The following is a 22,306-nucleotide window of genomic DNA, read 5'->3' as shown; positions in this document are numbered from 1 at the left end:
GTCGCGAACAAACCTGGCTGCACGCGTCGTCTTTCATCCGCGACGTCGCCACGTCCGCTCTAACTCCGCGCATCGCACGTCGGCGTGCCTCATGCGGACACGGTGACGAACGCCTGATTCGTCCGCAAAATCGTCCCGGAACCACTGTATTGGGATGTGGGGTCGAGCTCCGGTTTTGGCGGCGCAGGGGGCGGCGGAATAAACTGCGCCGCGCCCAGCTTTTCTACCTTCCCCTCGACTTTCAGCGTGCCGCCATCACGCCATAACACCGCCTTGCCGTCGATGCGCACAAACGCCGACGTCGCAATGCTTCCCGATTGCACCGTCAACGTCATCGTGCCCGGCACGCCAGGCGGCACGCTCGTCAACAGCCCATAGGGCGGCTTCATATATTTCGCATCCGCCGTCACCGATGTTTCAACGCCCAGCACACACACCGGACTCCCGTCGATACGAACGACAGCCTGACCTGCCCCACCGTGTCCCGCATCGAGTTTCCCCAGTGGCCCCGGCATCGGCGGAATAAGCACGGCGGGCGGATCGATCGACATCGTTACCGCATCTTCGTGCACCAGCACCGCTCCTGACTGCCCCATGTGCCACCTCTCCACGCTGCGCGCTATTCTGATGCACCCAGCGTACAAGCCAGGGCGTATCAACACCAGCTGGCCGAATGGCCAGGTGTGCAGCGCGCGGCCAAGCAACACCGGCCGATGGATGGCGCCGTCTACGACGGCTGACGGCACTTAGACAACAAGTTTTCGTGTCGACCGACGCGCTTTGACGAGCCCGATCTTCTGCGCGCCACGGTGCGTCGGTTGTTCCACGAGCTTGTAGAAGAGATAGGCCAACCCTAACGCAAGTCCAAGGAATACCACCCATCCAAGGCGCGACTCGGGCGGAAGCGACGGCAGCCACAATTGCAGCACGTCATAAACGACGGGATGCACGAGATAGAGCGAATAGCTCCAGGCACCGGCGTACACCAGCCAACGTGACGGCGCCAGCGTACGCGACACAGCCAGCTCTGCACGAATCCAATAGAAAGCGAAGACACCGACGAAAAGCATCGTGTGAATCTGCGTCAGCGGCGTATGAAAATGCAGCATTTCGCTTCCCCACATTGTCAGCCAGGCGCCTCCACGCCACACCCAGATCGACACGCGCGCCTGATTTGCCGCAGCGCTGGCCGCAGCCGGCATTCCCTTCGACGCCTTGTCGCGACCCGCTGCTGCGATGCCATCGGAGCCACGTGGGGCGAGATCGCGATGGTTGCGCACGACGACACGTCGGTCGCCCCGGCGTTCCGCGAGCACACAGCCAAGCAACCAGATCGGATACAGAATCACGGCCGTGCCAAGCGGCCCCACCTCTTCCCAACTGACTGCCGGCGTAGAAAAACTCGCCCAAACCACGCTGATGCCCACGGTGGCGGTCAGGATCGGCATCCAACCCACATGGCGGCGCAGCCATCGCAATACCGGATAAACCGCATAGTAGAGTTCCTCGCACAGCAAACTCCACAACGTGCTTTGAAAGAAGATCGAGCCTTTCCCGAGCCAATGTATCTGCGCGGCACCGCGATAGGCGATCATCGTTGCGATAATGACGACGACGGGTAGCACGGTACGCGTATATCGGCGGAGATAGAAACGGGGAATGCTGAAACCGTCCACGGCTTGCGACGGATAGTGAATGCAAAACCCGGAAACCACAAAAAACGCCATCACCGCCGGCATGCCCCACACAAGCGTATTTGCCGCACGGGACGCAATGTGCAAAACACCTGAACCAGGGTCGGCGCCAAATATCGGGAAAACCCCGAGGTGTCCAATCGCCACCCACAGCGCCAGGACAAACCGCAGCGCGTCCAAAATCAGATATCGTTCTTGTCGTGCCGAGGAGGGCAAGGCCTCCAGAGTACCGATCGATCCGCTCGTCATCTCAGCCATTTCACACTCCGGGAAAAAGCCCTTCTGATATCGACACGAAAAACGACTGTTTAACACACCTGATTCATATGGACAACTTACTATCTGTAAAAAGGACGATCGAATTGCATAATACAGAACGTTTCGACACTTAGAAATGTAAAATTATTAATGAAATGACAGGCTAGTACAAAGGGAAAATGGGCACGCGTCGTTTGCATTGCGCACGCCCCATCTGCGTTGATGTGCAAGGCCTTTTGTGTTTGTCGTCGTGGCCTGTCGCGGCCCAGCAAATTCAGCAAGCCTATTCCGCCACCTTGGCCGCGCCTCGATTTGACGGTGATTGCATGATAAACGACAGGCAGCCTGTTAGTTGCATTTAAAAGCCAGCGCGACTTTTCTCGCCTACCGCTCGCTGCTCCCGCTATCGCGAAACGGTTCCCCAGACGCGCGCAAAGACCGGGACTGGCAAGCCCTGATCGCCGACTATTTCGTTTGATTACGGCGTGTTACCTTCCTGCAGACAAGCATGAATTCGACAATGCTTGTGGGGTATACTCTCGAGTCGACGCCCTGGCCTAGACATGTGTCTGCCATGATCCGCTGCCCGCGCCCTCCAGCGTCCGGGCCTCCCTTCACTCTCTTCACACGCGTGCAACGCGCTATTCAGAAATGGTTTCGATGAGTGAAGTGTGGCGCGTTACGAATTTCGGCGACCTCGCGGTATTGCTGCCCCTGGCAGTCATCCTTGCCATTTGGGTAGGTATCCGGTCGCCGGAGCGCGCCATCCGGTGGTTCGGCGCGATGGTCATGGCGATGGCGCTCACGACGCTCACCAAAATCCGTTATGCCAGCACCGGCACGACGATCGAGCCCTTCGACTTCCGCATGATTAGCGGTCATATGGTGCTCTCGTTTTCCGTCTGGCCCGTGTTGGCCTATGCGGTCGGCAGCCTGCTGGGACAGCGCACCGCTTATCTCGCAGCGGCATTGGCAGGGATAGGTTGCCTCATCATCGGCTATACCCGCTTGTTCGGCTTTCATACCCCTGCCGAAGTGGTCGTCGGTACCCTGCTCGGCAGCGCGGTGGCCATCACGACGCTGCGCCGTTGGCATTCTCCGCCCCTTTCCCTGCCGCATCCAACCGTTGCCGTCTCGCTGATGTGCGTGACGGCATGGGCCTGCTACGGCCATAAAGCACCGACCGAAGACTGGATCAACGCGACGACCTCCTGGCTTCACGCGTTCATCGGTTAACCTTTCATTTTGAAATATTTTATTTCAAAATGACTTGCGTGCCTAATATATTACTCAATACCCCAGCCGCAATGTCTTTCCTAGCCGTATTAGCGAATCCCACGCCTGGGTATCCCCCGATACGCACCTGACTCCCCTCTTTATCGATAGTGATCGATCGCAACGTCCAACTTTCATTGCGTTGTCAATAGAAAGGTGTGCGAGCAATATAGAGGAACAGCACTATCCTTTAGAATCATGCGTTTATTCTATTTTGTGTATAAAAAACATCAGACACCGTTGCCATAACAGCCATCCACATTATTGAAACAATATGATGCGTGCCGTTGGAGATGTTTCCGTTATCAACGCAATGGCGTGACGAAAGCTCCTCAAAAAAATGATCGAAAGGAAAATCGTGAACAAATCGATTCTGGCGCGCGCACTCGGCGGTGCAATTCTGGCTTTGGCCGCACAACACTCATTCGCACAATCGTCCGTGACGCTGTACGGCATTGTCGATACCAGCATCCGTTATTTGACGAATGCCAATGCGGCGAATGACAGCCAAACGGCGATGGGCGTCGGCCCGATCACCGGCAGCCGTTGGGGTTTGAAGGGTAATGAAGATCTGGGCGGCGGTTTGTCGGCCATTTTCCGCCTCGAAAACGGGTTCAACCTGTGGAACGGCGGCTTTGCCAGCGCGGGCACGGAATTCAATCGGATGGCGTATGTCGGTCTGGCCAGCAAGCAATACGGCACGCTGACCTTCGGTCGTCAAAACACGCCGCTGTTCGATCAATTGGGTAACTCGTTCGACCCGCTGACCGTCGGCAACTATGATCAGGACAGCTTCCTGCCGGTTGCTGCCGGCTATGGTCTGCGTTCGAACAACTCGGTCAAGTACAACGGCACGTTCGCCGGCGTGAACCTGGATGCGATGTACGGCTTCGGCAACACGGCAGGCAGCGCCGGTGCGAACAATATGTACGGCTTCACGCTGACCTACACGTTCGCCAAGTTGTCGATGCTGGCCGCGTATCAGCAGAACAGCGACGCCGCAAATCGTAAATTCCGCTCGGCCGTCGTCGGCGCCACCTATTCCATCACCGATGCGGTGAAGGCATACGCTGGCTATATGCACTTCCAGGACAACACGGGTATGGTCGAAGTGTTCAATGGCGCTGCAGGCTCGGCAGCTGCCACGATCGGTGCCAGCGCGGTCGGCCACGGCATCCTCAATGCAAACCGTATCGACGATGGCTTCTACGCGGGTGCAACGTACCAAGTTACCGCACCGTTGATGGTGTCCGCCGCGTACTACTACGACCACGCACGGAATGCCGAATACTCGAACGGCACGCTGGGCCGCTCGCAGCGCTACTCGGCCGTGCTAATCGCCGAATACGCCCTGTCCAAGCGCACCGAAGTGTACGGTACGGTCGACTTCCAACGCGGTACCGGCGCAGCGGCATCGATGGACTTCCCGGGCCGCAACAACCAGACCGGCGTTGCAGTCGGCCTGCGTAACGTATTCTAAAGCGTGATCTAAGGCGTCGTTTCATCCGCCTTTTTTTAACGGCGTGGCTGTTCCGGATTCCCCGATCCGAGACGGTCACGCCGTTTTTTATTTTGGCGGTGCTTCTTACGCCGCGCCCGGCATCGGGTGCATACGCGCGGCCACCCGTCAAACCGAAGCAAACGATGGCCCCTGCTTCGGTGAAGTATCGATTTAAAAGATAGAATCTCCCGATGCGTAAGACCGTGCATAACATCAGGAGCTGCCACGTGACCGATACGACACAATACGAACCGCCGAAAGTCTGGGCACCCGCTTCGTCAGGCGGCGCCTTCGCGAATATCAATCGGCCGACCGCCGGCCCGACGCACGATAAAGCGCTTCCGGTAGGACAGCATCCGTTGCAGTTGTATTCGTTGGCCACGCCGAACGGCATGAAAGTGTCGATCATGCTCGAAGAGCTGCTTGCGCTCGGCCACAAAGGCGCGGAATACGATGCATGGCTGATCCGTATTTCCGATGGTGACCAATTCTCGAGTGGCTTTGTCGACGCCAACCCCAATTCCAAGATCCCCGCCCTCGTAGATCACAGCGGCGGCACGCCAGTGCGCGTCTTCGAATCGGGCTCGATCCTGTTATACCTCGCAGAGAAATTCGGTGCGCTGTTGCCTGCGACGCAACCCGAACGTACCGAGACCATGAACTGGCTGTTCTGGCAGATGGCGTCCGCCCCCTATCTCGGTGGCGGATTCGGCCATTTCTACGTCTACGCCCCCGAGAAGTTCGAATATGCGATCAACCGCTTTTCGATGGAAGCAAAGCGGCAATTGGACGTACTGGACCGGCAATTGGCCGACCGCCGCTTCATCGCAGGCGACCAATACTCGATTGCCGATATCGCCATCTGGCCGTGGTACGGCGGTCTTGTCCTCGGCGCACTATACGATGCCGCGGAATTTCTGGCTGTGCACGAATACACGCATCTGAACCGCTGGGCCAAGGAAATCGCCGAACGCCCGGCGGTGATACGTGGCCGCAAGGTCAATCGCATTCGTGGCGATGCCTCGGAGCAAGTGCACGAGCGGCACAGCGCGTCCGATCTGGACTGAGCGTCGGCAGCGCTTCCCGTCACGCGCGGCGGGGCGCATGCTGCGCGGCATGGCATCATGAAAACCCCGCCAGCGATCAGCCGCGCCCGACGAACGGCATATTGCTGGCCATCACCGTCATATTCAAGACGTTCGTCGACAACGGTAGATTTGCAACATAGCTGACGGCGCCGGCAATATCGGCAACGTCGCACATCGGCTCCGTCGCCGTCGTGCCATTCGCCTGCAGCACGCCTTTCTGCATCCGCGCCGATAGTTCCGTCAGTGCATTGCCGATATCGATTTGGCTGGCGACGATATTGAAGGCACGCCCGTCCAACGCGATGCTTTTCGTCAAACCGAGTACCGCGTGCTTGCTCGCCGTGTAAGGCGACGAGAACGGACGCGGTGCGTGCGCCGAGATCGAGCCGTTATTGATGATCCGGCCGCCCTGCGGCGACTGTCGGCGCATCAAACGAAAGGCGGCCCGCGCGCACAGAAAGACGCCCGTCAGATTGGTATCGATGACGTCGCGCCATTTCTCGACGCTGAGTTCGTCCATCGGCACTGCCGGCGCATTGATACCGGCATTGTTGAAGACGACATCCAGGCGGCCATAGGTCTCCTCGATGGTGGCGAACAGCGCATCGACGCTTGCCTCATCCCTGACATCCGCCGTGACGGCCAACGCTTCTCCACCACTCGCATGGGCCTCGGTCACGAAGTCGTCCAAGGGCTCCGCACGCCGCCCGGCCACGACGACGGTAAAACCATCGCGCAACAGCCGCTGCGCGGCCGCGCGACCGATGCCGCTACCCGCACCGGTCACGAGCGCAATGCGCCGCGCTTCCGTGCCTTTATGCGATCGTGTCGCCTCCGTCGCGCGATCGGACTGCCCATTCTCGTTATTCATTTGTCCCACGCCTCCTTTCAACTGGTTATGCTTATGATGATAGCGCAATCAGTTTACACAAAGACTCACCGCTATCGGACAGTATCTCGAAAAGGCGGTGACGGACGCCCGTCTGACACCCCGTGCGACATTGCCGCGCCGGGGCAGGCTGCATTCAGAGCCCGATGTCCGCGAGCCAAGGGAACAACCGCTCCCGGCCCGGCCGTTGCTGGCGATGAAAGGCCATGGGGCGGTCGCATTTCAAAAATTGCCCGCGTCCCAGCGCGGTGCTGAACGCGCCGGTGCTGCGATCCCAGACCACCTCGCCACGAGACAAGGTCAACGCCGGCCAGGCACGGACGTCGCGCCCTTCGTACGGCGTATAGTCGACGGCGTGATGCAGCGCGCTGTTACGGATCGGCGTCGCCTCGAACGTATCCCAAATAACGAGATCCGCGTCGCCGCCGATCGCGACGCTGCCTTTGCGCGGATACAGTCCATACATCTTTGCCGGCCCCGTGGCCGTCACGTCGACGAAACGATGGATATCGATCCGCCCTGTCATGACGCCTTCGGAAAACAACAGCGGCAAGCGTGTTTCCACGCCCGGGATGCCGTTCGGTACGCGGTCGAACGACGCGTCGCTGCCGTGCATTTGCTTGCCGCCGTCCCCCACGTATTTGTACGGTGCATGATCGGATGAGAAAACGGTGAACAGGCCGCTATCCAGTGCCTGCCAGACCACCTCCTGGTTTGCGGCATCCCGCGGCGGTGGGCTGCAGATGCACTTCGCGCCGGCGAAAGCGTCGCCGTCACTGCCTTCCAGATCGTCCGCGGTCAGAAAGAGGTATTGCGGGCAGGTTTCCGCGAAGATCGGGGCGCCGCGATTCTGCGCCTGTCGAATCTGCTCGATCGCTTCCTTTCCTGAAACATGCACGATCAGCACGGGCGTATCGAGCATCTCCGCCAGTGATATCGCACGATGCGTGGCTTCTCGCTCCACCAACGGCACACGCGATGCACCATGAAACGACGGTGCGCGCTTGCCCCGCGCCAACAGTCGCTCGGTCAGCCAGGCGATGCAATCGGCGTTCTCTGCGTGGATCATCGTCATCGCCTTTTCCTTCCGCGCGATTTCGAGCACGTCCAGAATGTGATGATCTTCCAGCTTCAACGAGTCGTACGTCATGTAAAGCTTGAACGACGTATAGCCCTCCTCGATCAATCCCGGCAGCGTCTCGGGCAACTTCCCGGCCTCCGCATCGGCGATGATCAGATGAAAGGCGTAGTCGATGATCGACTTGCCTTCGGCACGCCGATGATAGTCATCGATGGCCTCACGCAGCGAATGACCCTTTTGCTGCGCGGCAAACGGAATCACCGTCGTCGTACCGCCGCAAGCGGCAGAACGGCTTCCTGCCTCGAAATCGTCGGCATTGATCGAACCATCGGAGCTGGGTTGGTCCAGATGGATATGCGCATCCACGCCGCCCGGCAATACCCAACGCCCCGCCGCATCGATCTCGCGTTCGCCGTCGACCAAACCCCGACCCAGGGCCGCGATCGTACCGCCGACGATTCCGATATCGGTATCGAACACATCCGCTGCCGTCGCCACGCGCGCGTTGCGAATGACCAGATCGTACATGGCTTTCACTTTTTGATCGCTCATACCACCTCCCGGAACAATCGACCCCAACCCTGCACACGCTTCGGATCCGTTCCGGCAAGCACCAGGGATTTCCAGACTACCGTGGAGATTGTGTCATAAATCGGGATACCGACCTCCTGCTCGAGGGCCTCGACCAATGGCGCGCCGCGCAGATTCGTGCAAAAAATCGAGATGGCGTCTGGCTTCGATTCGGCCACTTCATGCACCATCCGTCGGATCGTCGCGGCATCGACTTCCGAGAAAGAGAAATTGTCGCGCTTGTTCAAATGACGTTCGGCGACGCAATCCCATCCGGCGCCACGATAGGTCTCGATGACTTTTGCCTGCACATCATCGGTGTAAGGCGTCACCAGACCGAAACGCTTGACGCCGGTCTTCGTAAAGATCTCGTTCAAGGCCAGCACCGATGTACAGGCAGCAATGCCTGTACGTTCGGTAATGCGCGCGCAAAGACGCTCGTCGGCGTCGAAACCGAGCCAGCCCGACGAGGTACCGTTCCAGGCGATTACATCGAGCTTCGCATGCGACAGCAGTTCGGCCGCGGCCAGAATGGGGGCATCGTCGAACTGCGCCAACGCATTGTCCGACAGCGCGATCTCGGTCACTTTAAAGCGGCCGAAATGGGCACTGCTGTCCTCCAGACCATCGAGCATCGCCGACGTGACGGGTTCGAGCGTCGTATTGGAAGACGGCGTCAACATGCCGAGTAGGTAACGCCGATTCATATTTATCTCCAAAATCGTGTCAGGCCATTTGTTCTTCGCGCTGCAAGCGCATCGCCGCCGATGCTTCCTCGCGTATCAGCGCGTGAACGTGGCGCTTGAGGTCGTTGAACGCCGGCGATGTCATGTCGCGCGGGCGTGGCAAATCGATCGGAATCAATTCCCGGATACGTCCCGGCCGATGCGTCATCACCGCGACCTTCGTTCCCAGCAGCAACGCTTCATCGATACTGTGTGTCACGAAGACGATCGTCGAACGCGATTTCTGCCAGATCGTCACCAGCTCCTCCTGAATCTCCTCTTTCGTCTGCGCATCCAGCGCCGCGAAAGGTTCGTCCATCAGCACGACGTCCGGATTCAACAGCAAGGCGCGCGCGATCCCGACGCGTTGACTCATGCCGCCGGACAGTTCCGCCGGATAATGATTCTCGAAACCACGCAGACCGACCATCTCGATATACGGACGCGCCAGTTCACGTCGCGCTGCGGCGGACTTGCCCTTGAGCTTGTAGTGAAAGGCAATATTGTCCCAAACCGGTAGCCACGGCATCAGCGTGGGCTGCTGGAAGACCATGCCGCGTTCGGCACCGGGTCTGTTCACCTGCTTGCCGCCCACCTTGACGCTGCCGGACGTCGCCGTCTCGAAACCGGCGATCATATTCAATAAGGTCGACTTGCCGCAGCCGGACGGCCCTAGCAGACACAGGAATTCCTGCTGCGCCAGATCGAGATCGATGTGGTCCAGCGTGGTCAAGTCCGTGCCACGTTTCGGGTCAGAGAATACCTTGCTGACGTCGCTTATTTCGAGATATGCCGCAGGCGGCGCATCGACTGCACCGGCCGCGCCGCGATTCGGATCATATTGCATAAGATGCTCCGTGTATTCAGTGCTGGCGCGCCGCGCCGCGACGTTGCCAATGCAGTACGCGCGACATCAATTCGCGCATCAACAGGTCGGACAGATAGCCCAGCGCGCCGATGCTGATCATCGCGCCGATGACGAGGTCGTAACGCAGGAAGTAATACGAATCCCACAAGGCATAGCCCAGACCGCTTTTCACGGCGACCATCTCCGCCGTCACCGTCAACATCCAGGCTGACCCGATCGCAATACGCAAGCCGGCGAAGATACTCGGTAGCGAGGCTGGCAACACGACGAAACGCAACATTTGCGATTGCGACGCACCCATCATGGCGGCCGCGCGAATCAATTGCCGGTCCGTGTTCTTCACGCCATGGATCGTGTTCATCAGAATGGGAAAGAACGCGCCGAGGAAGACCAGAAAAATAGCGGGCTTGTTCGCGATGCCGAACCAGATGATGGCCAGTGGAATCCATGACACCGGCGGCACCGGACGCAGCAATTGCAAGGTCGGTTCGACGGTCCGTTCGATCCAGCGCCACCAGCCGATAGCCACGCCGAGCACGACACCGGAAATCGTGGCAATCGCGTACCCGGCCAGCACACGCCCCAGGCTGGCCAGCGCGTTGGGCCCCCAGGTGCCGCTATAGCTGCCAGACGTACCGTTGGTCCCGAAAATCCAATCGATCAGCGTCCACAACACGCGCGACGGCGCAGGCAATAAAGACTGCGGAATCGCACCCGATCGAGAAAAGGCTTCCCAGCCCGCCACGAGCACCACCGGCACGATGAAACGTGTCAGCCAGGTCGCGCCAGCCGTCATCCTCGCCTTGCCTTTTTTCGCCTTTACCGGAACCACGGCGTTCACCATGCTGGCCTCGCCGTCGGCGGCACCTGCGCCCTGTATCGTATCCATGGATTGCATCGCTCCTTCACGTACGACATCAATAGCCCAATGCGGTCTTCGGTTGACCGGTGGCCTTGCTCAGGAAGTCGTAGTCCATCTTGGCCGCGATCTGCGGCGTGACATCGCTGGATACGTAGTTCAGGTCGCGCATCATTTTGGCGATGGCTTCGGTCTTCTGGCGATACATCTTGTAATCCGGGAAGGCGTTTTTCAGCGATTCGGCGGCGACAGTCTTGTCCAGTGCCGTGTACTTGTCGATGGAAGCCAGCCAGGCGGTATTGCTCTGCTTCAGACCGTCAACCATCTTGACCACGGCATCCACCGTCTGTTGCACCTGCTCCGGATGTTCCTTGATGTAATCGCCACGCGTGACGATCAGATTGGTCAGATTGCCCGCCGCCTGGTCGTACGGAAAGTTGAAGAAATCGCCCGCGCCGGACAGACGAATTTGCGACGCGAACGGCTCGACCGCGCAAACAATGTCGATTTCACCGCGTTGCAGCGCACCGATATCGTCGGCCGGATTGGGGATATTGATGAACTGCACATCCTTGTCGGGGTTAATGCCGTGCATCAACAGCTCACCGCGCATATGAATATCCTGCGCATTGCCACGCGACGCCGCCACCTTCAATAACTTCCCCGACGCCTTGGCGGCCGCGACCTTCGCCTTCATGCCTGCCCAGTCGTTTTCCTTCAAGCCGAAGCCCTTACGCGTCAGGATGGCAGAGCCACCGTTCACTTGACCGGATACGGCGACCACATCGAAACCACGGTCCAAGGCGGTGACAAAATGGAGATAGGTGACTTGCGCGATGTCGATGCTGTGCGAGACCAGCGCCGTCAACACGTCATTCCCGGACGTGAAGTTGATCGCATCGATCTTTGCCTTACTGTATTGCGGCACCAAAGCCATCGACAGACATTGCGCGCATTTCGCAAAACCCAACTTCACGGTGTCGCCGGCCGGCGCCTGTGCGTGCGCCGAGGAAACAATGCCCAGGCCGATGACCGCCGACGCCATCGCCGCCACAAGTCGTGATTTGCACTGCGGCAATGTGAACAACGATTGCTTGAACGTCAGGTTCTTGAACATGGTCGGCGCTTGCTCCTCGTTCGGATCGAAAAATAGATGTGAATGTCCGCCGCGGATACTCGTGTCGCCCCCGCCCACCGGGCCGAACACCATGTTGCGGACATTTATGGGATGGATTGTATGCAATCCAAAAAACAATCAAGGTATTTTTCAAAAACGATTCGAGCGGGGTTTTTGAACATCGATGGCGACAAACACGGTGATTTTTGACTTATCATCGCAACAGAACCTTCCGAAGCCTCGCACGTCGTCATGGATCAGAACACCCCGCTTGACCGCTCGCCGAATGCCCCCGCCGCCGCAACAAGCGCTACGGCGACGGAACGGGCCGCGTTTACAAACGAGGAAATTTATCGGCGGATCCAGAACGCGGTTCTGGAGCACCGGCTGCCTCCCGGTACGCGATTGGTGGAGGACCGGCTGGCGGAAGTGTCGGGGGTCAGCCGCACCAAAGTGCGGGAAGTGCTGAATAAACTCGCGCACGAAGGGCTCGTGACGATGGTGCCGAACAAGGGCGCATGTATCGCCAGTCCGACCGTCGAACAAGCACGCGACGTCTTTGTGACGCGCAGGATGATCGAGCCGGAAATGGCCCGCCTGCTGACGGAAAGCATTACACCGGCACACATCAAAACGCTACGCCGCCATGTAAAGCAGGAAAGCGATGCGCGCAAACGCAACGATATGCACGCGGTCATTCGGCTGTCCGGCGAGTTTCACATTCTGATCGCCGAGATGGTTGGCAACGAAATTCTGCTACGTTTGATGCGGGAATTGGCGCCGCTGACTTGTTTGATTATCCTGCTCTACGACAAACCGAATGCACCGGCCTGTCCGCACCACGAGCACGACCATTTCATCGATGCCGTGGAGGCCCGCGATGCATCACGTGCCGCACAAGTGATGTTGACGCATTTGGAACATATCGAAGCGACGATCAGCCTCAGCACGCCGCCAGTCTCGCAGCCCGATATCGAAGCGATTTTCAGTTGACGCGCGGATGTGCAACGGGCGACGCCCTCGGCGTCGCCCGCTTCTTGATACCCCGCCCGCGCTTATTTCGCGGGGATCAAGCTCCGGTTTTCAAGACGACCTTCGTCCAGCCATCCTCTCGCGCATCGAAATGCGCATAACCGTCCGCAGCCTGTTCGAACGGTAGTTCATGCGAAACGATTTGCGATGGCGACAGTCGGCCCGACTCGATCAAATTGCAGAGCTTTCGGTTATACGCTTTGACATTGGCCTGACCAGTGGCAATTCTCTGCCCCTTCATCCACATCGGACCGAAATCGAAAGCCAGCTTCCCTTCCTTCATCAGCGGATCCGGGCTGCCAGGATCTTCGGCGACAAACACGCCAACCACGCCGATGCCGCCCGTTGCGCGGACCGATTTGACCAAGTTATTCATCGTCAAATGGGGCACTTCATGTCCTTTGCAGCTGCATTGATAGCCAACGCATTCGCAGCCGCGATCGGCCCCCTCGCCTCCGGTCATCTCCAAAACGCGATCGGCGCCATGTCCATCGCTATCGTCGACAGCAATCCCGCCGAGTTTTTCGGCCAGTGCCAGTCTGTCTTTGTGCGAATCCACCACCATGACCTTGCTCGCGCCCTTTAGATAGGCCGACATTGTAGCCATCAGGCCCACGGGACCCGCACCGTACACAACAACGGAATCACCCGGTTCGACCCCCGCGAGTTCGGTCGCGTGATACCCGGTTGGGAGGATGTCCGAGAGCATGACGTAATCGTTCTCTTTTTCAGCCGCGTTCTTTGGCAGGACCAGACAGTTGAAATCGCCAAACGGAACGCGCAATAGCTCGGCTTGGCCGCCCTCGTAGGGTCCCATGCCGGCAAATCCATAGGCAGCGCCGGCCATTCCAGGATTCGCCGTCAGGCAGAATCCTGTCAACCCGCGTTCGCAATTTTTGCAAAAACCACAACCGATATTGAACGGCAGGCAAACGCGGTCCCCTTTTTTGATCCGCTGAACACCGGGGCCGACATCGATCACCACACCGAGATTCTCATGCCCGAGGATCCGACCCGTCTCCATATTGGTTCGGCCTTCGTACATGTGGAGATCCGAGCCGCAGATATTGGTGGACGTGATTTTGACCAAGACATCGTTCGGCTGTTCGATACGGGCGTCGGGCATATTTTTGACGCTGACTTTTCGCGGCCCTTCGTAAACCAATGCTTTCATCGTCGTGCTCCCAGGTAAGTCCTAGCAACACCGCGACGTTCATGCCGCGCACGGACTTTTGGGATACATCGGATCCGGACGACTGATTCTTCAGGCGCCCCCGCGTTTCGCGATCAGCGCGTCGATATCGCTGTCGCCCGGCTGTGCCGCAACGAAGGCGGGGGCCAGGTATTGCATCGCCGCATCCGTTTGTGAAACCGGCGGCGACGGCATATGCGTGGGCCCGCTGAAATCTTGCGCACCGCCCTTCATCCCATCCCGAGCACACCCCTCCCATCCTCGCGTTGGCTTAATGCCCGAGACTGCTCGCGCGCACTTCCAAAGTTGGAGTCAACAAGACGGGGGCAACGGCCCGCCCCGCCAGGATATCGAGCAGCATGCCGACGGCCAGCCTGCCCATTTGTTGCATCGGCAGACGGACGCTGGTCAACGCCACCGGGAGCTGGGCCGCCAACGGCGTGTCGTTATATCCGATCACGGCGATATCCCGCCCCGCATGGAGCCCGCGATCGCGCATCGCGCCCATCAATCCGATCGCCAGGAAATCATTGACGGCAAAAATGGCCGTTGGATAAGGCCGCTTCGCCAACAACCGCTCGCCCAACTCCCGACCGGTCTCCGTATCGAATTTGCCGGACAGCACCCGCGCTTCCGGCACCGCGATTTCCCGACGTCGAAAAAAATCGAGAAAGCTGTCGCGCCGGTCGACGCTGGTTGCCGCATGCGTCTCGCCGGCAAGAATCGCGACCTCGCGATGCCCCATCTCGAAAAGATGCCGTGCCGCCAGTCGGCCGCCCGCGTTGTCGTCGCAGGTGACACTGGGATAGCCCGCCAATCGACGGCTCACCAGTACGAAAGGGACCTGTCTCTGTGTCAGCCAAGCCGCCAGCGGCTCGGGCGCATCGATATGGGAATCTCCGACGATCAGTCCAGCAACCTGTCGCAGCAATGCCCGTTCGGCTCTCGCGCGCTGGAGCGCCGGGTTATCGAGGGTATTCGAGACAAACGCGGCATAGCCGGCGGCGTCGGCCGCTTCGTCTATCCCCTCGTAGATCATCGCCATCACGAGATCGGACAGCCGCGTCATCAACACGGCAAACTCCTTGCTACGGCCCGCCTGCAGGCTCGTCGCCTGCACGTTCGGGCGATAACCTCGCCTTTGCGCCAATGCTCGGATACGCGTGACGACTTCCGCCGATGCCGCGCGACTGGCCTGCTCGGGTTCGCCATTCAAGACACGCGAGACGGTGGAGACATGCACCCCGAGCTCGGCGGCAATCGACTTCAATGTGGCGGGCGCGGCACGATCTGGCATGGCTATACGATAGTCGGACAGGAGACGGCGGAGCGTAAAGCCAGGGCGGGTTCACTCACACGGTTTGCGCTGCCTCCAACATCGCAAGCAGTAGCACATTGCACCCCGCATTGAGATGCGCCGGTTGCGCAGACTCGATCTCGTTATGACTGATACCGTCCTTGCACGGCACAAAGATCATGGCCGCCGGTGCGACGCGCGCGACATATACGGCATCGTGTCCTGCCCCGCTTACCGTCGGCATCGCCGGGAGACCCAGCGTCTGCGCAGCCCTTTCGACCGCTTCCACCAGTACCGGCGTGAATGCCTGGGCGGGGAAATAGACAACTTGCTCGACGTTGATCGCGACGCCATGCGCGTCTGCCGCGCTGGCACAGGCCGCACGCAATCGCGCATCCATCGCGGACAACGTGACCTCATCCGGCGCACGCAGATCGACACTAAATCGAACCTGCCCTGGAATCACATTGCGTGAATTGGGATAGTTTTCGATCCAGCCGACCGTGCCGCGTCCGTCCGGCGCAAAAGCCAACGCGACGGCATTGACCTCGGCAATCAAGCTGGCCGCGCAGAGCAAGGCATCGCGGCGCATCGGCATGGGCGTCGGGCCCGCATGCGCTTCCATGCCTTTTACCGTGACGTTGTACCACCGCTGTCCCAGCGCGCCTTGCACGACACCGATCACTTTGTCATGGGCCTCCAGCACCGGGCCTTGCTCGATATGCGCTTCGAAATAAGCGGACGGCGTCGTGGCCGGGCTCGCCAGCGCCGCACCGGGCGCCCCGGCATATCCGATTCGTTGCAAGGCCTCGGCCACGCTGATGCCATCGAGATCGCGCTGCGCCAATGCGTGTTCCAGTGTGAACGCCCCGCAATAGACGCCGGAACCCATCATGACGGGCACGAAACGCGAGCCCTCCTCGTTGGTCCAGATCGCTACCTCCAATGGACGCTCGGTGATGACGCCCGCATCGTGCAAGGCCTGCAGCACTTCTATTCCGGACAACACACCGAAGTTGCCATCGAATTTGCCACCGGTCGGCTGGGTATCGATGTGACTGCCGGTCATCACAGGCGCCAGGTCGTCGCGACGACCACGACGTCGCATGAAGATATTGCCGATCGCATCCACCCGCACCGAACAGTCCATCGCGCGGGCCCACCCCGTCACCAGATCGCGGCCCTGCCGGTCCAGATCCGTCAACGCCAGGCGGCAGTTCCCACCCGCCGGCGTTGCACCGATTTCGGCCAGCGACATCAGGCGCCGCCATAGCCGATCGCCATCGATACGCAAAGCGGAGACGTCGTGTTTCCCAGTTGCTACCTCTGTCATTGTGCTTTCTCCGTTCTCTATCGCCCGCTGGCGCATCGATATTGCGTTACCGACGATCACACGTTCGGACAGCGCGTATGCCAATCGGACCGTTGCTGGAAGTGATGGCCCATGCGGAACAAATACCCTTCCGTCAATGGACGGCCTACCAGTTGAAAACCATTCGGCAAGCCGTTGTCGGTAAAACCCATTGGCAAGGCCAGCGCGGGCAACCCCAGATAATTGATGCCCCGCATCCAATACGACAATTGACCAAAACGCGCCTCCACTTCCTCGGGCGCGCCCGCCAACGATGCCGCGATCGATGGCACTGCCCCGGGCAGGACCGGCAAAAGGATGGCCGCGCAATCCGGCATCGTCTCGGCAATGAAACGGTCGAGCAGGGGCTTTCGCAGGCGCATCGCCTGCACGTACTGCGCACTGGAATACAGCAGCCCGCGCTCGATGCGACGCCGGACCTGTTCGCCATACGCATCCGCGCGCGTTTGCAACCACGCGAGATGGGTCGCCGCCGCTTCGCTCATGCACAGCACGTTGGCCAGCGCTCCCAGTTCTCCGAAGTCAGGCAGCGGCACGCGAACGATGGTCGCACCGGCCATCTTGAAAATAGCGACGGCCCCTTCCAGCAATGCGCACACCTCCTCGGTCAGCAACGGTCCGACGCGCCAGGTCGGCACCGCGATGCGGGTGCCGGCAAGCGGCATCCGCACATCGCGTGTGTAATCGACACTTGTCGACGCGATACATGTCGGATCCTTCGGATCGGGGCCCACGACGGCAGAGAGCAGGCGTGCGCAGTCGTCCGCGCTGGGCGCGAGAAAGCCGACGCAATCGAGACTGGGCGACAGCGGCATCACCCCCTGCATGCTGACCAAATGATTCGTCGGTTTGATGCCGGTAACGCCGCACATGGCCGCGGGACCCCGTATGGAGCCGCCGGTGTCGGAACCCAACGCACCGGACACGAGGCGTTGCGCAACCGCCATTGCGCTGCCGCTGGACGATCCGCCGCTCACGTAGGGAATAAAGGGCACGTTCTCCGCGCTCGACCCATCCGGCATCGACGACCACGGATTCACGCCGTCACCCAGATGCGCGTTGACACCGGTCGGACTCATGGCAAATTCGGCCATATGCAATGCGCCGATATCGACGCCACCGGCCGCCTCGAGCCGCGTCACGACCGTGGCCGTGACCGACGGTCGATAGCCCCGCAGAATCGCACTACCGCATTCGCACGGCTCGTCATCCCGAAAAAACATGTCTTTTCGCGCGAAGGGAATGCCATGCAGCGGACCCAACGGCGCACCATCGTTGCGTGCCGCATCGCGTGCACGCGCGTCGTCGACCGCACTGCCCGCTGTCGACGTCGATCGATCACGAACACGGACAAAACCGCTGTGAGATCGATGCGCGATTGTGTCGATACAGCGCCGCGTCACCGTCTCGACGGCCAGGTTGCCCTCTCGAAAAGCCGCTGACAAGGTTGCGATATCGGACTCGACCGCAACGGCCGTCGCCGGCTGACGCGGTGTGTCACTTGCGGCGTTTCCGATAATGCCGTGCGCGGCTTCGCGCTTACCCGCATCGCTCATATGCCCTCCGCCGACGGTCCGTCGATGCTGTGCACTCTATTCGCATCGCCGCTATGTGCTCCGAGCTGTCGAAGCTGCGTGCCGAAGGCCTGCGTGGCATTCGTCCAATCGAGATGCGCGGCAGCCACCGCTCGCACCGTCGCCGAAACGGGGACCGCCAACGCCGAAACGGGTGCCAGATCCGATGCCGTAATGGATGCGCCGGACATGTTCTCTGCATACCACGCCAATGCGGTTGCGCCGATGTCAGCGGTGCTTCGGACGTCCCTCGACGACCGAACGCCGCCGACGCGCACTTCATCCCACGCACCCACGCCCCCTTCCATTACTGACGTTTTTTCGCACGTTGCGCTTTGTGCCCCACCCGACGCGACAATTGCGCCTTCGGGAAGCGGCAAGCTCGCAAGCAGACGTACAAGGGCGAGATCCGTTCCTGCGGGGCCTATCACCGAGATACCCAACGGCGCGCCGTCGCGGCCGGCAAACGGCATCGACACCTGGGGCATCCCGCACAAGGGCGTGAGCCCCATGAGATGCGTGGCACGGTTTCGGTAATGCTCGATGTCGTCGGCGTCGATGCTCCGAAGCGGCGCGATATCGGGTTGCGTCGGCAGGATCAAAATAGCATCGCGTCCAAGCAACGCCCCGATGTTCTCCTTGAAGGCCTGGCGGACTGCCGTCGCGTCGTCCGCCTGTTCCGATGTAACCGATCTCGAAAATGCGAAACGCGCCGCCACGTCCGGGCCCAGACATAAGGCATCACTTTCGATCCGTGCGCCTTGCATCCGCCATGCCTCCCACCCTTGCAACACACGATAGGCACCGTACAAGCGACTCGCATCGTCGGGCTTGGCGCTGTCACCAATCCGACATGCCGACACCGGATGTGCCTTGCCCCAAGCCGACTCGATCGCCGCGACCGCGGGCTGTAGCGCGTCGCGTACTTCGGCGGTCAATAAGGCGAATAAATCCTCGGCGATCAGGACGCGCGGAATCGCAGGGAGTGACGGCCGCGCTGTATCGTCGGGACCTAACAGCACGGTCGCCGCCTGCTCGAATGTGCGGGCATCGCGGGCAAAGAAACCGCACGTATCGAAAGTCGGCGCCAGCGGAAAACACCCTTCCAAAGAGATGCGCCCTTGCGTCGGACGAATCCCATAAATGCCGCAGTGACTGGCGGGACCGCGCACCGAACCACCGGTGTCGCTGCCCAATGCAATATCGCACTGTCCATTCGATACCGCCGATGCCGATCCGGACGACGAGCCGCCGGTGATTCGCTCCGGTGCGCCGCCATTGATCGGTGTCCCGAAATGTACATTGCTTCCCAGCGCGGAGAACGCCAGTTCATCGGTCACCGTCTTGCCGACGAAGCGCGCTCCGGCGGCGAGCAGCTCGGCGACGGGCGGCGCATGCGCCGTCTTGATACCCGAACGCACCAGCACATGCGGATTGCCTGCGCCGGTGGGATATCCGCAGACATCGAAGATATCCTTTACCGCAAAGGTCAGACCGGATAAAGGACCCCGTGCCGCATGCGGCACCTCGGCATGCGGATAGGGGAGGAACGCGCGTGTCGCGCGATCCGTCCTTTCATCGTTCATGGGTTGCGAAGCGTCTTCTTTATGAGATGCGTTCATCGTCTACTCCGGAAGGGACGCGGCGTCGGCAAGGGACGATATCGGCGGCTCGCCCGGCGCCGCGATCGGTGCAATACGGTGCCCTTTCGCATCGTAGAGAAAGCAGCGGACGCGATGGTTGGCGCCATCGGGCGACGGCACTTCGGTGGGTGCGCGCTGCGTGCATACGGGCATCGCGTGCGCACACCGCGGCGCAAACGCACAACCGGGGATATCCTGCGATAAGTCGGGCGGTGCCCCCGCTATCGCCTCCAACCGTTCGCCCTTGCGCATCCCGCCCTCCTGACGACTGCGCAACAGCGCCACGGTATAAGGGTGTCGCGGCGCACGGGTCACACTGCGCACATCGCCTTCCTCGACGATGCTGCCACCATACATCACCGCGATACGATCGGCGATTTCGACCGCCGCTCCCAAGTCGTGGGTAACGAAGACGATCGACAGACCAAGCTCGCGCTGCAGTTCGCGCAGCAGGATCAGCACCTGAATCTGCACGGTGGCGTCCAACGCGGTCGTGGGTTCGTCGGCGAGCAGGATCTGCGGGTTTCCCGCCAAGGCCAGCGCGATCATCGCTCGTTGACGCATCCCGCCCGACATTTCATGGGGATAGGCGTCCAAGCGGCGCTCAGGGCTTGGAATACGAACCGCCTGCAGCAATGCGAGGGCACGTTGCCGCGCCGCCCCGCGCGAACACGCGCTATGCGCGCGCACGGTCTCGGCAATTTGCTGGCCAACGGTATAGACCGGGTCCAAAGCGAGCAGCGGCTCCTGAAAAACCATCGCCACCTTGCCGCCACGCAATGCCGCAAGCTGTCTTGCGGAGGCGGCCATCACATCCTCACCGAAGACGCGAATGCTCCCTTCGATCTCCGTCACACGCGGAGGATGCAGGCGCATCATCGCCCGCAGCGTCACACTCTTTCCCGAGCCGGACTCGCCGATCAAGGCAAGCGCCTCGCCCTTCGCGACGTGCAACGATACATCGTTGACTGCCTTGACGACCTTCCCACGCGCATGGAAACGCACGCGCAGATGCGCCAACGCGATCGCATCGTGCACTGCTGGCGACGCATCGGTTGCGTCGGATTCAGAACGGCCCAAGGTCTGCGACGGCGTCATCATGCGTCGACCTCCGTATCTGCAAAGTGGCCGGCGCCGTCCTCGGCAACCAGAACGCTCTCGGCGTGTTGCCGCATATAAAGATGCACTGACGTCCCTGCTGCAATTTCGCGCGCGGCGCTATGACCCGAGTCCGCTTCCTGCATCAAGCACGCGGCGGCGTGTCCCGCTCGATCGAGCAGACGCGGCGCCACCCGCGCGCAGATCGGTTCGGCGAAACGACAGCGCGGATGGAACGCGCAACCGGACGGCGGGTCCACGGGATTGGGCGGGTCGCCGGCGAGTGGCGGCGTCAGCGTACGCCGGTCCGGATCCATCGATGGCACGGAAGACAGCAATGCCCGCGTATAGGGATGCTGCGGTGCTGAAAAAACCGCCTCCGCCTCACCGATCTCGACCACCTTGCCGAGATACATCACGAGCACGCGATCGCATAAATAGCGCACCACGCCGAGATCGTGGCTTATAAAGAGATAGGTCAGGGCGAAATCGGCCTTCAGGTCGCGCAGCAGGTTCAGCACTTGTGCCTCGACCGACTTGTCCAAGGCAGATACCGCTTCGTCCAGTATGACGAGCCGGGGGTTGAGCGCGAGTGCCCGCGCGATATTCACACGCTGCCGCTGGCCACCCGAAAGCTCATGCGGATAGCGGCCTGCAAACCGCGCCGGCGCCAAACCGACGCGTTGCAGCAGATCGTGCGCGCGACGCGTGGCTTCGGTCCGCGAGACCTTGTGCACGCGCGGCGAGAATGCAATCGACTCCTCGATCGTCAGCCGCGGATTCAGCGACGCATAACTGTCCTGAAAAACCATCTGCACCTGGCTGTAATACCGGCGCAGCGGCAATGCATGCGAGCCGACGGTCTCGGCATCGAACACCAGTTCACCGCCGTCTTGCCGCATCAACTGCATCAGCAGCCGCGCCGTGGTGGACTTGCCGCACCCGGACTCGCCGACCACACCGAGCGTCTCGCCTTTTCGTATATCGAAACTGACACCGTCGACCGCCTTGACGAATTGTCGCGACGATCCGGGCAACATGCCCTTCAGCGGGAAATACCGCTTCAGATTCCGTACGGTCAGCAACGGTTGCGCCGGCCCGCCAACATCGGCATGTTCGGCAAGCCCGAGGGGGGAAGCGGCGGAAGCGGACGCGCTTTTGATTTCGCTCATC

19 protein-coding genes and 1 pseudogene are annotated in these 22,306 nt (G+C 60.5%); 4 read left to right on the top strand and 16 right to left on the bottom strand.

The window, feature by feature from the left end; all coding sequences use genetic code 11:
* Positions 1–89: 89 nt before the first annotated feature.
* Both ABEG21_RS23410 and ABEG21_RS23405 read right to left on the bottom strand, forming a co-directional pair.
* Complete coding sequence (locus ABEG21_RS23410) at positions 90–596, bottom strand: hypothetical protein (RefSeq protein ID WP_347558961.1); 507 nt, start codon at positions 594–596, stop codon at positions 90–92.
* A 150-nt stretch (positions 597–746) separates the two neighbouring features.
* A complete protein-coding gene (locus ABEG21_RS23405) occupies positions 747–1,952 on the bottom strand; it encodes an acyltransferase family protein (RefSeq protein WP_347558960.1) in 1,206 nt (401 codons plus the stop codon).
* 660 nt (positions 1,953–2,612) lie between these two features.
* Between ABEG21_RS23405 and ABEG21_RS23400 the strand changes: the two genes are divergently transcribed.
* The 3 genes from ABEG21_RS23400 (at position 2,613) to yghU (ending at position 5,795) form a co-directional block, all read left to right on the top strand.
* Positions 2,613–3,188 (top strand): phosphoesterase, encoded by a 576-nt coding sequence (locus tag ABEG21_RS23400; protein ID WP_347558959.1) that lies wholly within the window; start codon positions 2,613–2,615, stop codon positions 3,186–3,188.
* Between the two features lie 379 nt (positions 3,189–3,567).
* Entirely contained in the window at positions 3,568–4,707 is a 1,140-nt protein-coding gene (locus ABEG21_RS23395; protein WP_347558958.1) for a porin, read from the top strand.
* Between the two features lie 248 nt (positions 4,708–4,955).
* Positions 4,956–5,795 carry a glutathione-dependent disulfide-bond oxidoreductase gene (gene yghU, locus ABEG21_RS23390; RefSeq protein WP_347558957.1) on the top strand — a complete coding sequence of 280 codons (840 nt, stop codon included), beginning with the start codon at positions 4,956–4,958 and terminating at the stop codon, positions 5,793–5,795.
* 76 nt (positions 5,796–5,871) lie between these two features.
* Here the strand turns inward: yghU and ABEG21_RS23385 are convergent, their stop codons facing one another.
* The 6 genes from ABEG21_RS23385 to ABEG21_RS23360 form a co-directional block, all read right to left on the bottom strand.
* Complete coding sequence (locus tag ABEG21_RS23385; RefSeq protein ID WP_347558956.1) at positions 5,872–6,687, bottom strand: SDR family oxidoreductase; 816 nt, start codon at positions 6,685–6,687, stop codon at positions 5,872–5,874.
* A 154-nt stretch (positions 6,688–6,841) separates the two neighbouring features.
* Entirely contained in the window at positions 6,842–8,338 is a 1,497-nt protein-coding gene (gene hydA, locus ABEG21_RS23380) for a dihydropyrimidinase (protein ID WP_347558955.1), read from the bottom strand.
* Positions 8,335–9,063 carry an aspartate/glutamate racemase family protein gene (locus ABEG21_RS23375; protein ID WP_347558954.1) on the bottom strand — a complete coding sequence of 243 codons (729 nt, stop codon included), beginning with the start codon at positions 9,061–9,063 and terminating at the stop codon, positions 8,335–8,337. Before ABEG21_RS23375 ends, hydA begins: the two co-directional genes overlap by 4 nt.
* A gap of 19 nt (positions 9,064–9,082) precedes the next feature.
* Positions 9,083–9,928: an ABC transporter ATP-binding protein gene (locus ABEG21_RS23370; RefSeq protein ID WP_347558953.1), complete on the bottom strand. Its 846-nt coding sequence runs from the start codon at positions 9,926–9,928 to the stop codon at positions 9,083–9,085.
* A gap of 16 nt (positions 9,929–9,944) precedes the next feature.
* Complete coding sequence (locus tag ABEG21_RS23365; RefSeq protein WP_347559072.1) at positions 9,945–10,745, bottom strand: ABC transporter permease; 801 nt, start codon at positions 10,743–10,745, stop codon at positions 9,945–9,947.
* A 121-nt stretch (positions 10,746–10,866) separates the two neighbouring features.
* Positions 10,867–11,925, bottom strand: a complete 1,059-nt coding sequence (locus ABEG21_RS23360; protein WP_347558952.1) for an ABC transporter substrate-binding protein — start codon at positions 11,923–11,925, stop codon at positions 10,867–10,869.
* Between the two features lie 252 nt (positions 11,926–12,177).
* Between ABEG21_RS23360 and ABEG21_RS23355 the strand changes: the two genes are divergently transcribed.
* Positions 12,178–12,918: a GntR family transcriptional regulator gene (locus ABEG21_RS23355; protein ID WP_347558951.1), complete on the top strand. Its 741-nt coding sequence runs from the start codon at positions 12,178–12,180 to the stop codon at positions 12,916–12,918.
* A 76-nt stretch (positions 12,919–12,994) separates the two neighbouring features.
* Here ABEG21_RS23355 and ABEG21_RS23350 read toward each other — a convergent pair whose 3' ends face one another.
* From ABEG21_RS23350 to ABEG21_RS23315, 8 genes and pseudogenes are all read right to left on the bottom strand, one after another.
* Positions 12,995–14,131, bottom strand: coding sequence for a glutathione-independent formaldehyde dehydrogenase (locus tag ABEG21_RS23350; RefSeq protein WP_347558950.1), 1,137 nt, complete (start codon positions 14,129–14,131; stop codon positions 12,995–12,997).
* Positions 14,132–14,221: 90 nt separating this feature from the next.
* Positions 14,222–14,383 (bottom strand): hypothetical protein, encoded by a 162-nt coding sequence (locus ABEG21_RS23345; RefSeq protein WP_347558949.1) that lies wholly within the window; start codon positions 14,381–14,383, stop codon positions 14,222–14,224.
* Between the two features lie 37 nt (positions 14,384–14,420).
* A complete protein-coding gene (locus tag ABEG21_RS23340) occupies positions 14,421–15,446 on the bottom strand; it encodes a LacI family DNA-binding transcriptional regulator (protein ID WP_347558948.1) in 1,026 nt (341 codons plus the stop codon).
* Positions 15,447–15,501: 55 nt separating this feature from the next.
* Entirely contained in the window at positions 15,502–16,779 is a 1,278-nt protein-coding gene (locus ABEG21_RS23335) for a Zn-dependent hydrolase (RefSeq protein WP_347558947.1), read from the bottom strand.
* A gap of 56 nt (positions 16,780–16,835) precedes the next feature.
* The gene (locus ABEG21_RS23330; RefSeq protein WP_347558946.1) at positions 16,836–18,374 is read right to left on the bottom strand and encodes an amidase; all 1,539 of its coding nucleotides are present in this window, start codon (positions 18,372–18,374) and stop codon (positions 16,836–16,838) included.
* Between the two features lie 407 nt (positions 18,375–18,781).
* A pseudogene (locus ABEG21_RS23325) lies at positions 18,782–19,978 on the bottom strand (amidase); the annotation flags it as partial.
* Positions 19,979–20,017: 39 nt separating this feature from the next.
* Entirely contained in the window at positions 20,018–21,133 is a 1,116-nt protein-coding gene (locus ABEG21_RS23320; RefSeq protein ID WP_347559071.1) for an ABC transporter ATP-binding protein, read from the bottom strand.
* The gene (locus ABEG21_RS23315) at positions 21,133–22,305 is read right to left on the bottom strand and encodes an ABC transporter ATP-binding protein (RefSeq protein WP_347558945.1); all 1,173 of its coding nucleotides are present in this window, start codon (positions 22,303–22,305) and stop codon (positions 21,133–21,135) included. Before ABEG21_RS23315 ends, ABEG21_RS23320 begins: the two co-directional genes overlap by 1 nt.
* Between the last annotated feature and the right edge of the window lies 1 nt (position 22,306).

The sequence above is a fragment of the Robbsia sp. KACC 23696 genome (assembly GCF_039852015.1).
In the GTDB taxonomy this organism is placed as follows: domain Bacteria; phylum Pseudomonadota; class Gammaproteobacteria; order Burkholderiales; family Burkholderiaceae; genus Robbsia.
This window is presented reverse-complemented; position numbering and strand designations above follow the sequence as displayed.